The 17,627-nt window shown below is 62.1% G+C and carries 17 protein-coding genes, 1 other RNA gene and 1 pseudogene; 2 read left to right on the forward strand and 17 right to left on the reverse strand.

Annotated elements, in window-relative coordinates; translation table 11 throughout:
* Positions 1 to 275 precede the first annotated feature (275 nt).
* The 5 genes from AAHM40_RS17995 to dnaX all read right to left on the reverse strand — a co-directional run bounded on the left by AAHM40_RS17995 (position 276) and on the right by dnaX (position 5,363).
* Entirely contained in the window at positions 276 to 809 is a 534-nt protein-coding gene (locus tag AAHM40_RS17995; protein ID WP_342245858.1) for a PaaI family thioesterase, read from the reverse strand.
* A gap of 97 nt (positions 810 to 906) precedes the next feature.
* Complete coding sequence (locus AAHM40_RS18000) at positions 907 to 2,055, reverse strand: acyl-CoA dehydrogenase family protein (protein WP_342245859.1); 1,149 nt, start codon at positions 2,053 to 2,055, stop codon at positions 907 to 909.
* Between the two features lie 107 nt (positions 2,056 to 2,162).
* On the reverse strand, positions 2,163 to 2,762 hold the full coding sequence (recR, locus tag AAHM40_RS18005; RefSeq protein ID WP_342245860.1) for a recombination mediator RecR: 600 nt from the start codon (positions 2,760 to 2,762) through the stop codon (positions 2,163 to 2,165).
* An 85-nt stretch (positions 2,763 to 2,847) separates the two neighbouring features.
* Entirely contained in the window at positions 2,848 to 3,174 is a 327-nt protein-coding gene (locus AAHM40_RS18010; protein WP_009619439.1) for a YbaB/EbfC family nucleoid-associated protein, read from the reverse strand.
* Between the two features lie 11 nt (positions 3,175 to 3,185).
* Positions 3,186 to 5,363 carry a DNA polymerase III subunit gamma/tau gene (dnaX, locus tag AAHM40_RS18015; protein WP_342245861.1) on the reverse strand — a complete coding sequence of 726 codons (2,178 nt, stop codon included), beginning with the start codon at positions 5,361 to 5,363 and terminating at the stop codon, positions 3,186 to 3,188.
* A gap of 142 nt (positions 5,364 to 5,505) precedes the next feature.
* Here dnaX and AAHM40_RS18020 point away from each other — a divergent pair, with 142 nt between their 5' ends.
* Positions 5,506 to 6,234, forward strand: a complete 729-nt coding sequence (locus AAHM40_RS18020) for a substrate-binding periplasmic protein (protein ID WP_342245862.1) — start codon at positions 5,506 to 5,508, stop codon at positions 6,232 to 6,234.
* A gap of 30 nt (positions 6,235 to 6,264) precedes the next feature.
* Here AAHM40_RS18020 and ffs read toward each other — a convergent pair.
* An RNA gene (ffs, locus tag AAHM40_RS18025) (signal recognition particle sRNA small type) lies at positions 6,265 to 6,361 on the reverse strand.
* Between the two features lie 104 nt (positions 6,362 to 6,465).
* Positions 6,466 to 7,164, reverse strand: a pseudogene (locus AAHM40_RS18030) (hypothetical protein); the annotation flags it as partial.
* 258 nt (positions 7,165 to 7,422) lie between these two features.
* Here AAHM40_RS18030 and AAHM40_RS18035 point away from each other — a divergent pair.
* Entirely contained in the window at positions 7,423 to 7,722 is a 300-nt protein-coding gene (locus tag AAHM40_RS18035) for an HU family DNA-binding protein (protein ID WP_256658019.1), read from the forward strand.
* Between the two features lie 48 nt (positions 7,723 to 7,770).
* Here AAHM40_RS18035 and AAHM40_RS18040 read toward each other — a convergent pair whose 3' ends face one another.
* The 10 genes from AAHM40_RS18040 to AAHM40_RS18085 are packed head-to-tail and all read right to left on the reverse strand — an operon-like array spanning position 7,771 to position 17,580.
* Complete coding sequence (locus AAHM40_RS18040; protein ID WP_342245863.1) at positions 7,771 to 8,817, reverse strand: tetratricopeptide repeat protein; 1,047 nt, start codon at positions 8,815 to 8,817, stop codon at positions 7,771 to 7,773.
* A gap of 1 nt (position 8,818) precedes the next feature.
* Positions 8,819 to 9,787, reverse strand: coding sequence for a type II secretion system F family protein (locus tag AAHM40_RS18045; RefSeq protein WP_342245864.1), 969 nt, complete (start codon positions 9,785 to 9,787; stop codon positions 8,819 to 8,821).
* 30 nt (positions 9,788 to 9,817) lie between these two features.
* Complete coding sequence (locus AAHM40_RS18050) at positions 9,818 to 10,804, reverse strand: type II secretion system F family protein (protein WP_342245865.1); 987 nt, start codon at positions 10,802 to 10,804, stop codon at positions 9,818 to 9,820.
* Positions 10,805 to 10,809: 5 nt separating this feature from the next.
* On the reverse strand, positions 10,810 to 12,243 hold the full coding sequence (locus tag AAHM40_RS18055) for a CpaF family protein (protein WP_342245866.1): 1,434 nt from the start codon (positions 12,241 to 12,243) through the stop codon (positions 10,810 to 10,812).
* A gap of 3 nt (positions 12,244 to 12,246) precedes the next feature.
* Positions 12,247 to 13,464, reverse strand: a complete 1,218-nt coding sequence (locus tag AAHM40_RS18060; protein WP_342245867.1) for an AAA family ATPase — start codon at positions 13,462 to 13,464, stop codon at positions 12,247 to 12,249.
* Complete coding sequence (locus tag AAHM40_RS18065) at positions 13,458 to 13,961, reverse strand: TadE/TadG family type IV pilus assembly protein (RefSeq protein ID WP_342245868.1); 504 nt, start codon at positions 13,959 to 13,961, stop codon at positions 13,458 to 13,460. The genes AAHM40_RS18060 and AAHM40_RS18065 overlap by 7 nt, the downstream gene beginning before the upstream one ends.
* Positions 13,961 to 14,431: a TadE/TadG family type IV pilus assembly protein gene (locus AAHM40_RS18070; RefSeq protein ID WP_342245869.1), complete on the reverse strand. Its 471-nt coding sequence runs from the start codon at positions 14,429 to 14,431 to the stop codon at positions 13,961 to 13,963. Before AAHM40_RS18070 ends, AAHM40_RS18065 begins: the two co-directional genes overlap by 1 nt.
* A gap of 8 nt (positions 14,432 to 14,439) precedes the next feature.
* Positions 14,440 to 15,780, reverse strand: coding sequence for a Tad domain-containing protein (locus AAHM40_RS18075; RefSeq protein ID WP_342245870.1), 1,341 nt, complete (start codon positions 15,778 to 15,780; stop codon positions 14,440 to 14,442).
* A gap of 10 nt (positions 15,781 to 15,790) precedes the next feature.
* On the reverse strand, positions 15,791 to 16,063 hold the full coding sequence (locus AAHM40_RS18080; protein ID WP_342245871.1) for a hypothetical protein: 273 nt from the start codon (positions 16,061 to 16,063) through the stop codon (positions 15,791 to 15,793).
* Positions 16,064 to 16,077: 14 nt separating this feature from the next.
* Positions 16,078 to 17,580, reverse strand: a complete 1,503-nt coding sequence (locus AAHM40_RS18085; RefSeq protein ID WP_342245872.1) for a type II and III secretion system protein family protein — start codon at positions 17,578 to 17,580, stop codon at positions 16,078 to 16,080.
* Positions 17,581 to 17,627 lie beyond the last annotated feature (47 nt).

Genomic DNA, 17,627 nt, shown 5'->3' on the forward strand with positions numbered 1-17,627 from the left:
CACCCCGTCGCGCCTTCGGGAGCGACATTGCTTCACCCCGGCACCCGCTCACAAGGCAGGTGCCGGTCGCAACACCGGAGGCCTTGCCTCCAGGCGGACCACCCTTACCGGGGCGGCCTCGCCCACTCTTCTATTCGACGGTTGGCCATCATTCACTGACGGCAAAGGGGGCACGCCACAAGCGTGCCCCCTTCTTTTTGTCCGCCAATTTCCAGCATCTCGACCCTTGTGGTCGCGAATTCATTCGCCCGCCAGGTTTACGTAATGCCCGTCACTCACTTCCCGCCGAGGATCAGGCAGGTGGTGGAGCCGGTCGCGTAGAGCTTGCCATCCACATCGTAGATGCGCCCCTCGGCCAGGGCAGTGGTACGCCCCACGTGGATGATCCGACCCTCGGCGCGTACCGGCCCGGTTTTGGTGGTGAGGGCACGGATGTAGCTGATGCGCAGGTCGGTGGTCGTGTAGCCCTGCCCCCTCTCCAGATTGGCGTGAATGGCACAGCCCATCGCCGAATCCAGCAGCGTCGCAGCGTAGCCGCCGTGCACCGAGCCGATGGGGTTGTAATGCTGCATCTGCGGCACGCCCTGGAAGATGAAGCAATCCCTTGACCATTCGATGGGCACAAAACCCATCAGCTCACCGATGGGTGGCGCCGGCAACTCGCCCTGACCGATGCCGTCGAAGAACTCCAGGGGGCTCAGCGTCGCCACATCCGCGATGCTCATGGTACCGGGCTTGAGGCGGGCACGAATCTCGGCTTCCGCCGCCAGCCAGGCTTGCAGTTTTTCTTCGCGGGTCAGATCACTCATCGGACTACTCCTGGGTCACTCGAACAAATTGAATGTCGACCGTAATATATATGATCCAAAAAAAACTGGAACGCCCATTCGGAAGTTCCGGTCCGGTTCAGAGATTCATCTGCTTGGCGATGATCTCGTTCATGATCTCCCGCGTACCGCCACCGATGGAGAGAATGCGATTGTCGCGATACAGCCGCTCCACCAGACTTTCGCGCATGTAACCCATACCACCGAGAATCTGCACGGCGTCATAGGTGAGGCGGTCAGCGATATCAGTGGCAAAGTTCTTCGCCATGGAGATTTCCTTGATCACGCTCTTGCCCACCGCCATCTTCGCGGCTTGGCGGTAGGTGAACTCACGGGATACTTCCAACTGGGTCGCCATTTCCGCCAGACGATGCTTGAGCACCTGGAACTTGGCGATCGGCTTGCCGAAAGCCTCACGCTCGCAACCCCATTTGAGGGATTCCTCCAGTGCAAGCTGGGCCGTCATGTTGGCCATGATCGCCAGCGCCAGGCGCTCGCTCTGGAAGTTGGCCATGATGCAGGCGAAGCCCATGTTCTCCATGCCGATCAGGTTCTCCACTGGCACCATGCAATCGTCGAAGAACAGTTCGGCAGTGTCCGAGGCCCACCAGCCCATCTTCTTCAACTTGCGGCCAACGGTGAATCCCGGCGTGCCCTTCTCCACCAGCAGCAGGCTGACCCCACCGAAGCCTTCGCCACCGGTGCGCACTGCAACCGTGTAGTAGTCGGCACGCACACCGCTTGTAATGAACGTCTTGCTGCCAGAGACCCGGTAGAAATCACCTTCCCGCACGGCACGGGTCTTGAGACTGGCCACATCCGATCCACCCGAAGGCTCTGTCACCGCCAGCGCCATGATCTTCTCGCCGGCCAACACCTGGGGCACAACGCGCTCACGCAGCTCGGCGCGCCCCCACTTGATCACCGGAGGCAGGCCGATATCCAGGGAGCCCAATCCAGCCACCAGCCCCCCGGAACCACAGCGCATCAACTCTTCGCTGGCTGCCACCTTGGCGAACAAGTCACCTTCATGGCTGCCACCGAACTGCTCCGGGTAGCCGATGCCGAGGATTCCGGCTGCACCGGCCTTGAGGTAAAGCTCGCGGGGAAACTCCTCGGCCTCTTCCCATTCGGCGATGTAGGGCAGGATTTCCCGCTCGACGAAGCGGCGCACAGAGTCCCGAACCAGTTGATGGGACTCGTCGAAGTATTCCTGATAGGCAGGCATGGCAAGACTCCCCGGTAAGATCCGTCGAACTTACCGAGCGCTTGCTTGGTTAGCAAGATGGGAGTTGCGCCATCGATCCGGCCGTATCGGCCTCGACGCCCCGCGGATCAGAGCCCGATTGGACGACGCCCGGCCAACGCATGGGCCAGGGTGCCGCCATCCACCAGCTCCAGCTCGCCCCCCAGCGGCACGCCATGGGCGATGCGAGAAACGGTGATGGACTTGGGCGCCAACAATTGGGCGATGTAGTGGGCGGTGGCCTCCCCCTCCACGGTGGGGTTTGTCGCCAGGATCACTTCAGCGAACTGGCCCGCCTCGATGCGCGCAATCAGCTCCGGGATGCCAATCGCTTCCGGGCCAAGGCCATCCAGGGGTGACAGATGCCCCTTGAGCACGAAGAAGCGGCCGCGATAGCCGGTCTGCTCCACCGCGAATACATCCAACGGCCCCTCAACCACGCAGAGCAGAGAATCATCGCGACGCGGGTCGACGCACTGCGGGCAGAGCTCATCCTCGCTCAGGGTGCGGCACTGCTTACAATGGCCGACCCCTTCCATCGCCGCCGTCAGCGCCTGCGCCAGGCGCAGCCCGCCGATGCGGTCGCGCTCCAGCATCTGCAGCGCCATGCGTTGCGCCGTCTTCTGGCCCACACCGGGCAGGATGCGCAAGGCGTCGATCAGTTGGCGGATCAGCGGGCTGAAGCTCATGGGAGTCTCGGGATGGATGGAAGTGAGATGTAGGGTGCGACCAGCGTAGCCACTGCATCAGAGCAGTGGCTCGCCACATGGCCACTCAGAAGGGCATTTTGAAGCCGGGGGGCAGCTGCATGCCGGCAGTCATGCCGGCCATTTTTTCCTGGTTGTTCTGCTCGATCTTGCGGACCGCATCGTTCACCGCAGCAGCGATCAGGTCTTCAAGGATTTCCTTGTCTTCCTGCATCAGGCTGTCGTCCAGGGAGACGCGCTTGACGTCGTGACGCCCCGTCATCACCACACTCACCAGGCCAGCACCGGACTGGCCGGTGACTTCGGCATTGGCCAGCTCTTCCTGCATCTTCTGCATTTTTTCCTGCATTTGCTGGGCCTGCTTCATCAGGCCTGCCATGCCACCTTTCATCATGGTGATTGTCCTCAGCGGTCAAGTGGTTCAATGGTGTCGGCGCGCACCTGGGCGCCGAACAGTTCGATCATTTTCAGCACCAGCGGATCACTGGCAATGGCCGCTTCGGCCTGGCGCTGACGAGCGGCACGTTTACGAGCTGCGGCCTGGGCCGGGGTTTCCTGCTCGGGACGACGCACTTCAACTTCCAGCTTCAGAGTACGCCCGTGGTACTGGTTAAGCGCGTCGTTCAGACGACGCTGCTGGTTGGCATTGAACAGTGCGCTCTGCGCAGGGTCCAGGTGCAGGCGCCAGACGTCACCGTCCACCGCCACCAGGGTGCAGTTGGCGCCAATGTTGCCGGTCATGCCCGACAGACCAAGACGCGGGAACAGGTCCAGCCACTCGGCGGCCAGTCCCGTGGCCGGCTGCGCTGCAGGCAGGACCTCCGGTACTGCGGCAGGTTCTTCCGACGGGCCGAAGTCGTCCATGTAGGCAATGCTCTCGGCGTCCGACTCGTAGTAGTCCTCGTAGTCACCGAGCGGGGGTTCGTCTTCGGACTCATCAGCCGTTGCAACCACCTCGGACTGAGCGACAGGCTCGGGCACAACGGGCGCCGACTCAGCCACGACCTCCGATTCGGATTCAGGCAGGGGCTCGACAGAGGGCGCCGCTGCCACTGAGGTGGATGGCTCGTCCCAAGGCAGGTCGACCACCTCGGCTGGGACTTCAGCCGCAAGCGTGGGCGCATCTACCGCGGGTTCCGCAGCCGGCTCGGCAGCGGCTTCAACGATAGGCTCAGCAACGGGTGCCGGCGCAATGGCTTCCGCCACGGCAGTCACGACAGGAGCCGCGACCGCCGGAGCGGGCGCAAGCGTTTCGATTGCCGGAGCCGGAGCCGGAGCCGGAGCCGGAGCCGGAGCCGGAGCCGGAGCCGGAATAGGCTGACTGGCCACCGGTGCCGGCGCAACGACGGGAGCAGGTGCTTTTACGGGGGCGGGTTGCGGTGCGGCAACGGCCACCGGAGCCAACGAAGCGGCTCCGGCCACTGGGTTCGTCCGGGGATCAACCGTGGCCTGGCTGATCCCCGGGTCCTTTAGCTGGACCTTGGGTGTGCCCTCGGCATCCGCTGGGCGGAACGCCAGCATGCGTAGCAGCACCATCTCGAATCCGCTACGCGGATCTGGCGCCAATGGCAGATCGCGCCGACCGATCAGGCCCATCTGGTAGTAGAACTGCACATCCTCACCGGGCAACGCCTGGGCAAGCGCCAGCACACGCTCGCGGTCACCCTGGCCGTTGTCGACGGCATCCGGCAGCACCTGGGCGATGGCCACGCGGTGCAGCACATTCAGCATCTCGGAAAGCACGCCATTCCAGTCCGGCCCCTGCTCAGCCAGATGACGCACCGCCTCCAGCAACGCGCGGGCATCGCCCTGCAGCAATGCATGAAGCACACCGTAAACCTGGCCGTGATCAAGAGTTCCGAGCATGGCGCGCACATCAGCAGCCAGCACCTTGCCTTCGCCGAAGGCAATGGCCTGGTCGGTGAGGCTCATGGCGTCACGCATCGAGCCATCGGCGGCGCGGCCCAGCAGCCAGAGCGCGTCGGCCTCAAAGGGCACATTCTCGGCGCCGAGTACGTGGGTCAAGTGCTCGACCACGCGCTCTGGCGGCATGTTCTTCAGAGAGAACTGCAGGCAGCGCGAGAGGATGGTGACCGGCAGTTTCTGCGGGTCAGTGGTGGCCAACAGGAACTTGACGTGAGGCGGCGGCTCTTCAAGGGTCTTCAGCAGTGCGTTGAACGAGTGCGTGGAGAGCATGTGCACTTCGTCGATCAGGTAGACCTTGTAGCGACCGCGGCTGGGCGCGTACTGCACGTTGTCGAGCAGTTCGCGGGTGTCTTCCACCTTGGTGCGGCTGGCGGCGTCCACTTCGATCAGGTCGACAAAACGCCCCTCATCGATCTCACGGCACACCGAACACTGGCCGCACGGCGTGGAGCTGATGCCGGTCTCGCAATTCAGGCACTTGGCGAGAATACGCGCGATGGTGGTCTTGCCCACGCCGCGGGTACCCGTGAACAGGTAGGCGTGATGCAGGCGCTGGTTGTCAAGGGCATTGATCAAGGCTTTCAGCACATGAGTCTGGCCGACCATTTCGCGGAACGAGCGCGGACGCCACTTACGTGCAAGAACCTGATAACTCATTGAAAACCATCGCGTCTGGAGAGCAGAAGGCGCTAATGCTAGCGGAGCGATGCGTAAATTGCATCCGATGCGAACGGCGCCCTGTTCAATCAGCGTGGCAACAGGCATTGTGGAGCACCGCCCAACCAGACGAGGGAGCCCGATGCGCTCATTTGTCCTCGCCCTTCTCCTCTGCTGGAGCACCTTTGGCAACGCCGCACCGGCACCGCTTCGCTTTTCGGCAGTGGACAGCTGGGCCATGCCGCTCGCAGAGTTCGAGGACAACCGCCTGGTCGGCGGCATCATTCATGATGTGATCGAACGCCTGGTTCAGCGACTCGATGTGCCGGCACAAATCCAGGTCCTGCCGCGCAACCGCGTTGAGCTAGCCCTGTCGCAAGGCGAGATCGATGTGCGCTGCTACATCAGCCCGAAATGGATCACCCACAGCGAGAACTACGTCTGGAGCGTGCCTTTCATCCAACAGCGCGATCTGATCGTGGCCCGCAAGGGCAGCCCGCGACTGACCAGTCCGGACGCGCTGTCCGGGCTAAGCGTCGGCACCGTACTGGGTTACACCTATCCGCGCCTTCAGCACCTGATCGACCGGGGCGCCCTGCATCGCGACGAAGCCCGCAATCAGGAACTGGTGCTACAGAAGCTGCTGGCCGGACGCTATCGGTTTGCAATGAGCAACGAACTGGCCCTGAACTGGTTCAACCGGGACCTGCCTGACAGCGACCGCCTTGAGAACGTCGCCACTCTGGAAGAGGAGCCCGTGAGCTGCCTGGTACGCAATGACCCGGACCTGCCAACGCAACGCATTCTGCGCACACTGTTGCAGATGAAGGAATCGGGGGAGATCGAAGGGATTTTGGCGAGCTACCGCTGAGATTCGGTAGCTGGGAAGAATTGGAGGTGACCCCACCAGCCACACCCCGGCACACGATTTCACCGCTGCGGCTGCTCCCTTCCGGGCCTGACCGGGTTCACGGCTGATCGTTGCGGGGGGACCGGCAGGGCCACCATCACGCCGCTCGCCAGATCGGCGAGCCGCGCCATTGTACCGGCTCTTCGCCAACTTACAACCGGTAAAACCGGTTTCCTTACAAGCACTTGCAGATCAGACCCGGAAACGCCCCACCAACTGTGCCAGGCCGCTGAAAAGCTGGGAGAGGTGCTGGCTGGCCTGGGTACTCTGTTCCGAGGTTTGCGCCGCCTCGTTGGAGAGGTCACCGATATCGCTGATGTTACGGGCGATCTCTTCGGTGACACCCTCCTCAGCTCTTCGCAGGCGGTGGCAATCTGTGTAGCCATGTCGTTGATCCGCTGAACCGAGTCGCCCGTATCGGACAACGCCTGGCCGACACCTGCCGCGTCCGCTGCGCTCTGGGCGTTGCGTGCCACCTCATGCACGGCTGCGCTCATTTCAGTGGCGGCGGTGCTCACTTGGTCCACCGCGGCATGCTCACTGCTGATCAGGCGGTCGTTGGCCGCCGCGAGCCCGGCAAGGCTGCGCGCGGAATCGGCCACCTCCCCGGTTACCCGACTGACTTCACGAATCAACGGCTGCAGCTTGTCGATGGCGTCACGCGGCCTCGAACTGGCGCTCGCTGTCGCCGAAGCTGAGGGCGCTGGCCGCTGTCGGGTCCTGGGCCGACAGCGCAACCACGCGCTGTGAGGTGGCCCTCCATTGGGAGTAGCCACGGTCGAACTGGGCGACCAACTGCTGGGCCTCGACGCTGGTGTCCATGGCAGCGTACTTGTGCACGCGATCCTAGGCCTGCTGCAGGTTCTCCGCATGATCCGCCTTGAGAGCCTGCATGCAGAACTGCGGCCATCAGCATCTGTAGACGTCGGATTCGCAGCAACGGTGACGACCTATCGCCGGTTGCGATAAGCGAGTAAAAGTTGCGTCAAATCGACGCAAACCCTGGGTTCGCGCACAGGAGCGCCGCACCTTTTGTGCTAGCTTGCTCACCGGTTGCGGCCTGCCCCCTACAACCTCGGCCGCACTTCCAGACGCACCGCTTGTCTCATCAGGGCCGGCGCGACCGGCCAGGCCACAAGCCAGACACTCATTGAATGGAGCAACACCATGGCACTCACCAAAGACCAGTTGATCTCTGACATCGCAGAAGCTACCGACACCACCAAAGCCGCCGTACGCGCCGTGCTGGAGCAACTGGGCGAGATCGTCAGCGACTCACTGGAAAACAGTGATGAGATCACCCTGCCGGGCATCGGCAAGCTGAAAGTTGGCGAGCGCCCCGCTCGCACCGGCCGCAACCCGCAGACCGGCAAGGCCATCGAGATCGCCGCCAAGAAGGTGGTCAAGTTCGTACCGGCCAAGGCCCTGACCGACGCGGTCAACAAGTAATAAAAAAGGGGCAGGCCCAAGGCCTGCCCCTTTCCTTCCAATCCCGTCTCAGGGCATCGCGACCGGTCGGCCGTCCACACCCGGCACGACGGCCACTGGCTCACTCACCGTCGAGTTGCTCCCTACCCCGCGCAGCCGGCGAATCTGTTGGACCCTGTTGAGGTTGTCCCAGGCGGTGTCGTAATGCGCCGGCGACTGTTCGATAGCAGTGCGGAAGAACTGCTCCGCCTCCTCCAGCTTGCCCTCCACCAGGCAGATATAGCCAACGTCATTGCTCGCCTCGGCCGGTTTCTCCACCTGTTCGAAAGCCGAGATGGCTTCCTCATAACGCCCCATCCGCGCCAGCAGCAGCCCGTAGTTGCGCCAGAGCGACTTGTAGGACGGATCATTGCTGATGCCGCGCTTGTAGGCCTGCTCGGCCTCAGGCCACTTGCCGCCCAGATAGTAGGAATAACCCAGGCTGTTCTGCACCAGCGCCGAGCGGGGGTCGATCCGCACGGCCAGGCGATAGAAAATCTCGGCCTGGGAGAAATCGTTGCGCAGGTCGGCCAGCACGCCGAGCCCGTTGTAGGCCTTGAGCGGCGACTTGCTGTCGACCTTGAGCGTCGCGGCATCGGTCAGACTGACCTCCGGCTTGCCTCCCAGGCGGCGCTGATCCTCACCCACTACCTTGAGCAGAAGTTCCTGGGCCCGTTCGTGTTGCCGCAGCGACAGGTTCAGCAGGCCCAGTTCCGTCATCGCATCGACGTTGCCGGGCTCATTGGCCAGCACCTCGTTGAAGGCCATTTCCGCCAGTTGGTGGTTGCCACGTTCCTTGTGGATCCGACCGACCCAGACCAGGGCCTGATAACGCTTCGGATCCAGTTCGAAGGCACGCAGGTATTGGAACAGGGCCAGGTCCAGATCTCCGCCCTGGTAGGCCCGGCCCGCCATCAGCATGGCCTGGTCGGGGGAGTTGATTTCCTTCTGTACCTGATAGAGCACGGAATTGTCGCCGCTGTAGACCGAGCGCATCCCGCTCACGCTCTCGGGTCCCATGGACTGACATCCGGACAGTACGGCGATCATGACCAACAGCAGGCTGATTCTGTTCATGTCATAGTTTCCCTAAAGCTTTCATAACCCCAATGATTGCGGGACCAATGGCCACCAGGAAAAAACTTGGCCACAGACAAAAAGTTAGCGGGAAGATCAGTTTGGTACCGATTTTCGCTGCTTTCTCTTCCGCCGCCTGGCTCCTCTTGTCACGAAACTCCTCGGCGTAAATGCGCAGGGTATTGGCAATACTGGAGCCGAAACGAATGCTCTGGGCCAGTAGACTTACCAGTCCCTGCACTTCCTCCAAACCGGTTCGGTCGGCCAGCAGGTTGAGCGCCTGGGCACTCGGGATGCCCGCACGAATTGCCGCATTGACCAGTGCCAACTCTTCGGCCAACTCAACTTGGCTCACCGTCATTTCTTCTGCCACCCGCTCGATGGCCTGGGGCAATGCCAGCCCTGATTCCACGCAAACCACCATGAGATCCAGGGCATCGGGAAAAGCAGCACGCAGACGATTCAGCCTTGTCTCTTTGCGCTTATCGACGTACACCGCCGGCGCCAACCACCCAATGCCAGTGGCGCCTGCTGCCAACGCCAAACCAAGCGTCAACGAGACTTTCGGCAACATGGGCAATGCCAGCACCGCAATCACCAGAAACGACAGCGGCAGTATCAGGCGAATAGACCAGTAGATCTGTGCTGCCGAAGGCGAGCGGTAGCCGGCGTGCATCAGCAGGATGCGAGTGGCGGAAAGTTTGCTGTCTTCGACGGATACAAAGCGCTGCCCGACCTGCTCCAGCAAGAGTTGCAGATTGCCGGGAGGGCGCTGGCCAGCGGACTGACCACCATGGCCTCGCTTGAGCAACGCCAGACGGCGCTGCACCGGGTCCCGCAATCCCAGAACCAGCAAGCCCACGGTGACCAAGGCAAGCACTGCACTCAGCCCAATCGCGCTGACGAACAGTAGACGAGCCAGTTCCTCGCTGCCCACTGAACCCCTGATCAAACCAAGTAGGTAGTCCATGACGTACTCCATCCAGCTCGCGAGTAAAACTCACACCTGGATACGAATGATTCTGCGGATCCAGAAAATTCCCAGCAACATGGCAAAGAATGCCGCCATCACCAGTTGCTGGCCTATGTTTTCCTTGATCAGCCTGGGAATGTAATCGGGAGTCGTCAGGATGATCATGATGGTCAAAATGAACGGAATCGAAACCAGCACCCAGGCCGACATACGTCCCTCTGCGGAAAGGGTCTTGACCTTGCGCTGAAAGCGAAAACGCCCGCGAATCAGGCCACTCAGCCGCTCCAGCACCTCAGTCAGATTTCCGCCAGTTTCGCGGTGAATCAAAATCGAGGTCACCAGCATCATCACGGTCATGCTCGGCATCCGTTCCAGCAAACCGAGCATGGCCCGGCGCACATCGTTGCCATAGTTGATATCGGCGAAAGTCAGGCCGAACTCCTGGGCAACCGGCCCCTTATGCTCCTCCGCAACCAGATTCAGCGTCTCGTTGAACGGATGCCCGGCGCGCAGGGCGCGGCACATGGCATCCAGGGCATCTGGCAAGCCTTCCTCGAAAGCGGCGAAGCGCTTGTTCCGGTCGCTGGCGACCTTCAGGATGGGCAGCCAGAACACCACTGAAGCCAGAATCAGCGCCGCCCACCAGAGCTTCATCAGAAACCAGAGGCCGAGACCGGAGCCAATCGCCAAGAGCAAGCCCAGCATCAGCACTTGGTATGCACGGTGGTCAAGGCCCGCCTGCTCGATCATCCGGGCCAGACGCTCCATGAACGGCAGTTGCTCCAGCGCCGCTTCAAAAGGCGACAGCCGCTTCAGGTACTTCCGCCGAAGCACGGTCTGCATGTTCGGCAGGTTGCTGGCATGCTCGAGCAGATCCAGCCGCGAGCGAATACGCTTGCGCACCTTGCTCGCCTCACCGAATACGGGCACTACCAGCCCTTGGCTGAGCAGGAACACGGCAACGAACACCATCCCCAGAAAGGCCAGGATGAACTCGGAGGGAATCTGGCTCATGTTCGCTAGGCCTCCATCCATTCGGGACGAAACAGATTCAATGGCAACTCGATGCCACGCTTGGCCAGCACATCGCGGAACGCCGGAACCATGCCGGTTGGCCGGAAGTCCCCCAGCACCTCGCCATGCTCGCCCATGCCGCGACGCTCGAAACCGAAGATCTCGGTCATGGTGATGATCTCGCCTTCCATGCCGTTGATTTCCTGCACGCTAACCAGGCGTCGCCGACCATCCTCCTGGCGTTCCAGTTGGATCACGACATCGATTGCCGAGGCGATCTGCTGGCGCAGGGCCTTGATCGGGAAAGTGGCGCCAGTCATGGACACCATGTTCTCGATCCGCCCCAGAGCGTCGCGCGCGGTATTGGCGTGGATGGTGGTGATCGACCCGTCATGGCCGGTGTTCATCGCCGTCAGCATGTCCAGGGCCTCGGCGCCACGGACCTCGCCGATGACGATCCGGTCGGGGCGCATCCGCAGGCTGTTGCGCACCAACTCGCGCTGGCTCACCTCGCCGCGGCCTTCGATGTTCGGCGGACGGGTTTCCAGGCGCACTACATGGGGCTGCTGAAGCTGCAGCTCAGCCGAATCCTCGATGGTAACGATGCGTTCGTTGGACGGAATGAAACCTGACAACACGTTGAGCATGGTGGTCTTGCCGGTACCGGTACCACCAGAGACCAGCACGTTCATCCGACCGCGTACGATGGCCTTGAGCACCAGAGCGATGGCCGGCGTCAGGGTACCCATCTGGATGAGACTCTCGGTATTGAGCAGGTCGACCGCGAAACGGCGAATGGACATGCTCGGCCCATCGATGGCCAGCGGCGGGATGATGGCATTGACCCTGGAACCATCCTTCAAGCGTGCATCCACCAGCGGCGATGACTCATCGATGCGCCGCCCCAGGCTGGAGACGATACGGTCGATGATGTTCAACAGATGCTGGTCATCGCGGAAACGCACATCGGTACGCTGCAGCTTGCCTTGGCGCTCGACGTACACCGAAGCATGTCCATTGACCAGAATGTCGGAGACACTGTGGTCCGCCAGCAAGGGTTCCAGCGGCCCCAGACCGAGCACCTCATCGGTGATCTGCTTGATGATCAGCGGACGGCAATTGGAGCTCACCGGCGCCGAGTGCTCATCCAGCAGGCGCAGGCATATTTCGCGAATCTGCCGCGCCGCCTCCACCGGTTCAAGGGAGTCCAGCAGGGACAGATCCATGACCTTGAGCAACTGCTGGTAGATCTTCTCCCTCCACTCCGTCTCCACCGGGTTGAGCTGGGTTCTGGTCTCATAGACTGCGTCTGGAGCAGTGACTTCCCAGGCCATCTGCGCGCTGGCGGCCTTCGGCCCCTCGTCATCTGAGTCCCGCTGGTCACTATCGGCTTTCTTGGCAGCCGGCTGGCGCAGGCGATTACGAAATTCGCTGAGCATGATTTATCCCCTGAACAGTCGGCCGAAAGTACGTTTCAACAGGCCTTGCCTGGCCGCCTCGGTACCGAGCAGTTCCTGGCTGAGTTCACGCATGGCGAGGGCGACCGGCGACCGCGGCGAATGGAGCGCCAGGGGTACACCGGTGTTCTGGCTCTCGCTGACAACTGCATAATCGTTGGGCAACTTCTGCAGATCCGAACAACGCAGCGTCTCGGCGATATCCTTGAGAGTCACAGGCGCAGTCTTGTTGTAGCGATTGACCACCACCTGCAAGCGGTTGCCCTGCACCCCGAGATCGTCACGCAGGATACGTACAAGGCGGTTGGCATCCTTAAGATGGCTCAGGCTTTGCTGCACCACGACGTACACCCGATCGGCCTGTTCCAAGGTGACGCCGGTGATATGGTCGATCTGCCGCGGCAGGTCCACCACTACCCAGTCGTAGGTGCTGCGGGCCAGGCCCAGCAAGGTGTCCAGTTGCTCCAGGCGCACATCCTGAGACAAGCAAAGCTCGCTTGAGCGCCCCCCGAGCACATGCAAGCTGGGACTGAAGTGGCTGCAGAAACCGCGCAACGCCACACTGTCCAGTTCATCGACCTGCTGTAGTACGTCCAGGTGACTGTGCGCAGTTTGCACATCTAGGTAATGAGCCACACTGCCGAACTGCAGGTCCATGTCCAACAGCAAAGTGCCCTTGGACGCCACACTGAGCTGCTGGGCGAGGTTGCAGGCCAGCAGGGTGGCGCCGGACCCGCCCTTGGCGTTGATCACCGCAACCACCTTGCCGCCAGTGCCCGAATTGGTGCGAGCCTCCGTCAGCATGCGCCCGAGGGCCGCCACCAGTTCCTCCTCGGCCACTGGTTCCGGCAGGAAGTCGCGGGCACCAGCCTGCATGGCCAGGCGCATGCCTTCCCTTTCGTTCAACGGGCCGCAGACCAAAAGCGGTGGTCGCTCCTGGGCCGGACGCTGCAAGAGCGCTGCGAGCTCCTCTCGCCACAGGTGGCTGACCCGCAGCAGCAGGAAATCGGGCATCTGCTCCAGCCCATAGAGCGGATCGGTGTGGCCATTGGTCACCAGTCGCGTATTCACCAGCAAGCCGGGAATCCGCTGGCAGCAGCCCTGCAGATGACGCAGGGCGGCCGCGTCGCGGCTGCTGATCAGCAGACGCAGGCCCTGCCGATTCGTAGAAGCGGTAACGGGAACTTCCCGACTGTTCAACATGGCGTGATCCCCGGCGAAACCCCCGATTCTGCGTGGCGGCCAAGGCTTTCACGGGGCAGGATCGACCTGAAGACCGGGAGCGTGATGGTGCCGCCGACCACTGGAATCATCAGATCGAATGTGAAGTTCTCCACCCGCAGTTCCACATAGCGGATGGCCAGAAAGCCGTTGAGGCTGACCAGGTTGTCTGGGCTGACCACTGTCGCGCCATTCTCGTCTAGGTAAGTCAGAGTCAGGTCGGCGGTCCCGAGGTTGCCGATCAGGCTGCTGTCGCCAGCGTCAGTGGCAGCGTTGTAGATTGCCCGGCGCAGGATCACCGGATCGCTGATATCGCACACCGCCGCCAGCCGGGCTCCGCGTCGCACGCTTTCGTTAAGGGCGTTGACGGTGAAATACAGCCGGCCGAACTCCAGGACGGCGAACAGCAGGATGAACAGCAGCAGTCCGATGATGGCGAACTCAACCACGTACACCCCGCGCATGCGTCTCGCGTTCATCACAGGGCCCTCATGACGGTAGTGGCAACCAGGGGAAATCCCAGCGATACACCATCACCTAAAAATGCTGGAATGCCGCCCCCCAGGACGGGCACGAAGCTGTAGCTGGTGCTGACCTGGACATGAGTCGTGCCCACGGCCGTGACCTGTACGTTTCCAGTGGTCAGACCGGGAACCAGCGGCTGGCCGTTCGCAGGAACCACCGGCAGACCGTACACAGCGAGGTTCTTGGCTTCGGTCTGCAGGTCAGTGCTCAGTTCAACGGTGCCCAAGGTCGGATTCCAGGCCTTGCCCGCCACGTAGCGCACCGCGTCGCGATTGGCCTGCAACAGGCTGTTGTACTGGAACAGCAGACGACCGAACTCGGCTATGCCAAACAGCAGCAGCAGCAGCAGCGGCAGGGTGATGGTGAACTCCACCATGGCCACCCCCCGCTGGGACTTCGCCCCTTTGCATGCAAGACGTTCCATGACACCTCCTACGAATCGCTGCTGGGTGTCTGGCTGTTGTCGATATAGGTCTTGTACAGCTGGATGATCTGCGGCCCAACATCGTCGGTCGGGGTCGGGCCGGCCACGTTGTCGCCTTCGCACTCCTCGATGAACTGTCCGAAGATCTGCGCCTCGTTGCCCTGCTGGGCGACCGTCTGCAGCAGGAAGAAACAGGCGAAGCCCAGCACCGGCACCGTGGTCTGTCCACCGGACTCGCCGTCGCAGTTGCCCACCACTATCTTCATCATCCGCCGCTCGAAAACGCCATTGGGCTGGCAACCGCTGGGGCAGTTGGCGACGCTTTCCACCCAATCGTTGTAGTCCTGCAGGGCGGAGGTGGCAGTGGACAGGTCGCCGCCATTGGAGTTGACCGGCTGGCCCTGGTATTCCACCTGGGGCGGCGAAGTGCTGTCGTTGTAGGTCATCTTCGGGTTGCTGAAGCCGGTCACCAGGTCCGGTGGATAGGACGAGGCACTGTTGCCCATGGGGCCGGTGTAGACGCCGAAGCGGGTGTTCAAGCCCTGGGCTACCGGCCCCACGGAATTGCCGGGCTCGGTTTCCACCTCATTGCCAACGGTGTTGCACTGGTCGATGCCGCCGGCCAGCGCATTGCGGATATCCGCCGCCCCGGTGTTATTGCCCAGGCGGATCAACTGGAAGTTGCCCGGGCCTATGGCCGGCGCATTACCGGCAGCGCTTTTCAGAACTTCGACGTCGCCGAATTGGTAACCCCAGAAGAGGCCGGTATCGGGGTCATAAGCGTTTGGGTCGCCGCAGACCATCAGGGGTGCGATATCACAGGGACTGCTGGGACTGGGCCCAGCCGTTGCAATGGCAGCCACCGCCTTCTCCGGAGCGTCACCATCTCCTGTGGCCTGGAGGATGCCCCAGAAGAACCCGGTCAGCGGATAGTCCGGCACGGATACCCGCACGTAACGCGCATTCGCCGGCCCCGGAAAGGCGAAGGGTCCGTATACGCTGCTCGACAACTCCACCACCGCGAACCCGGCGTTGGCACTCATGGCCTCGGCCAGTTCGCCGTTACCCAAAGCCGCTGCGTTCAGACTGAGGGTGGCAAGCGCCGCCTCCTTGGTCAGGGTCGAAGCGTTGCCCGACCCCATTACTTGCTGGAGCGTCTTGGCACCGCTCAAGGCTGCCGCATCCACCGCATTCTGCAGCCGGGTCTTGTTCAGCAGCATATGACTGCCGTCCAGTGCCAGTGCGGCCATGGCCAGTATCGCTAGCAGGGCAACGACCACCAGCACCAGGACCGCGCCCCGTTGACGCCTCGGCGGCGAAGAGAACGACTTTTGGATACGCGGGGACATGGTCAGGCCCTCAGTTGTCGATATTGATCTCGATCGGCTGGCCGATCTGTTTCCCGTCGCCGGACACTCCCCGATAAGCATCCATGGCATTTTCGGTTACCTGGCCGTCCCTGCCGACAGATGACACCTCAGTGCCGGGGTTGGCCGCCCTCTCCTTGTTGGCGATTTGCTGATAGGTGGTCTGGTAAACGCTGTATCCCAGGGTTCCGACGCGACCTTCCTCGTAGCTCATGACGCATCCGCAGGACAGCGCCATCAGGCAGAGCGGAATGATCAGTTTCATGGGCATGCCTCCGGTTACTTGAGATCGTGGCCGAAACGGCCTTCGCTGACGCCGAGGCTGACCGGCACCGGCCTTCCCGGCTCGCGCCCCTTGGTCTTGCCCAGCAGGTAGAAGTCCAGGTCGCTTGGCTCGACGAACTTCTCGGTGGGCAGGCGCACGGTCTTCGCATCCACGGGCTTGGCGAGATGCGGCGTGACCAGGATTACCAGTTCGGTTTCGCCGTTCTGGAAGGACTGACTGCGGAACAGGTGCCCCAGGACAGGAATGTCGCCCAGGCCCGGGAAGCGGCTGACGAAGTCGCGGGTGTTCTCGCTGATCAGGCCGGCAATGGCGATGGTCTGACCATTGCCCAGTTCGACAGTGGACTCGGCGCTACGCTTGGTCAGCGAAGGAATGATCTGGGTGACGCCGTCGCCCAGGACGCTTTCCAGCCCGGTATCCAGAGCCAGGGCGTTGGCGTTGGACAATTCGCTGACCGAGACATTGAGATTCAGGTTGATGCGCCCTTCATCCAGCACCACCGGAAGGAACTTCACACCTACCCCGAATTCCTTGAACTCGATGGTGATGCCGTCATCTTCGGTGATCGGTACCGGGAACTCGCCACCAGAGATGAATTCCGCCTGTTGCCCGCTCAGGGTGGTCAAAGTGGGCTCGGCCAACACCTTGGCCGAGCCGTTGTCCTTGGCCGCCTCGAGCACCACGTTGAAAAGGAAGTCGTCCGAGAGGAACTGGCCGAAGAAACCCTTGCCATTGCCAAACAGCGTGGCCGGGTTGACGAAGCTATCCTTGTCAAAGCCCAGGCCCTGGCCGTTATTGAATCCCCCCGTGGACCAGTTGCCGCCCATATGCAAGGCGTTGAAGCGTACGTCGAGAGTCTTGAGCAGATTGCGCTGAACTTCCGCCACCTTGACCTCCAGCATCACCTGCTGGCTGCTGCCGACGGTGAGCAAGTTGATCACTTCCAGGGACTGGGTAGGTGCGGCCTCAGCCCTCTCCCCTTCTCCCTGCACCACACTGGCCGTCTGGGCGGCATAGCTCTTGGCCACCTTGATCGCGGTATCCATCATTGCAGCACTGCTGACGTGGCCACGCAGAACCAGTGAGCCCTGGGAACTGAACACCTCGATGCGCTCGTTGGGCATGAGCTGGTGCAACTTTTCCTTCACGCCGCCGAGGTCATGCACCACATCCAGGTCGAGGCTGTCGATCAGTCGATCGCTGTTGTCCCAGAGCAGCACGTTGGTGCTGCCGAGGGAACGACCCAGGAGGTAGAGCTGGTTCGGGCTGGTCATGAGCAGGTCGGCCACCTCGGGATTGCCCACCGAAATGCGCTTGACCGGCGCCCGGGTGGTGAGGATGCGTGCCTTGTAGATCGGCACCTGGATGCGGCCGGTGTTGCCGAGCGCCATGGGCGACGCCATCACCGGCGGCTGCCCGGCTTCCAGGGGTGCAGGTTGCAGGGTCCAGGCCAGCAGGAGTAGCGCCAGGAATCCAAGTTTCCGAATGCTTTGCATAACACTCTCCTCGTCTGACTGGTCACTGACTGCGCCATCTTTGCGCC

It is taken from the genome of Pseudomonas sp. OTU5201 (genome assembly GCF_038440135.1).
GTDB lineage: Bacteria > Pseudomonadota > Gammaproteobacteria > Pseudomonadales > Pseudomonadaceae > Metapseudomonas > Metapseudomonas resinovorans.

Bases quoted from the DNA above. Each gene is read 5' to 3' on its own strand.
- AAHM40_RS17995 (WP_342245858.1), bottom strand. From the start codon at position 809: ATGAGTGATCTGACCCGCGAAGAAAAACTGCAAGCCTGGCTGGCGGCG.
- AAHM40_RS18000 (WP_342245859.1), bottom strand. From the start codon at position 2,055: ATGCCTGCCTATCAGGAATACTTCGACGAGTCCCATCAACTGGTTCGG.
- recR (WP_342245860.1), bottom strand. From the start codon at position 2,762: ATGAGCTTCAGCCCGCTGATCCGCCAACTGATCGACGCCTTGCGCATC.
- AAHM40_RS18010 (WP_009619439.1), bottom strand. From the start codon at position 3,174: ATGATGAAAGGTGGCATGGCAGGCCTGATGAAGCAGGCCCAGCAAATG.
- dnaX (WP_342245861.1), bottom strand. From the start codon at position 5,363: ATGAGTTATCAGGTTCTTGCACGTAAGTGGCGTCCGCGCTCGTTCCGC.
- AAHM40_RS18020 (WP_342245862.1), top strand. From the start codon at position 5,506: ATGCGCTCATTTGTCCTCGCCCTTCTCCTCTGCTGGAGCACCTTTGGC.
- AAHM40_RS18040 (WP_342245863.1), bottom strand. From the start codon at position 8,817: ATGAACAGAATCAGCCTGCTGTTGGTCATGATCGCCGTACTGTCCGGA.
- AAHM40_RS18045 (WP_342245864.1), bottom strand. From the start codon at position 9,787: ATGGACTACCTACTTGGTTTGATCAGGGGTTCAGTGGGCAGCGAGGAA.
- AAHM40_RS18050 (WP_342245865.1), bottom strand. From the start codon at position 10,804: ATGAGCCAGATTCCCTCCGAGTTCATCCTGGCCTTTCTGGGGATGGTG.
- AAHM40_RS18055 (WP_342245866.1), bottom strand. From the start codon at position 12,243: ATGCTCAGCGAATTTCGTAATCGCCTGCGCCAGCCGGCTGCCAAGAAA.
- AAHM40_RS18060 (WP_342245867.1), bottom strand. From the start codon at position 13,464: ATGTTGAACAGTCGGGAAGTTCCCGTTACCGCTTCTACGAATCGGCAG.
- AAHM40_RS18065 (WP_342245868.1), bottom strand. From the start codon at position 13,961: ATGAACGCGAGACGCATGCGCGGGGTGTACGTGGTTGAGTTCGCCATC.
- AAHM40_RS18070 (WP_342245869.1), bottom strand. From the start codon at position 14,431: ATGGAACGTCTTGCATGCAAAGGGGCGAAGTCCCAGCGGGGGGTGGCC.
- AAHM40_RS18075 (WP_342245870.1), bottom strand. From the start codon at position 15,780: ATGTCCCCGCGTATCCAAAAGTCGTTCTCTTCGCCGCCGAGGCGTCAA.
- AAHM40_RS18080 (WP_342245871.1), bottom strand. From the start codon at position 16,063: ATGAAACTGATCATTCCGCTCTGCCTGATGGCGCTGTCCTGCGGATGC.
- AAHM40_RS18085 (WP_342245872.1), bottom strand. From the start codon at position 17,580: ATGCAAAGCATTCGGAAACTTGGATTCCTGGCGCTACTCCTGCTGGCC.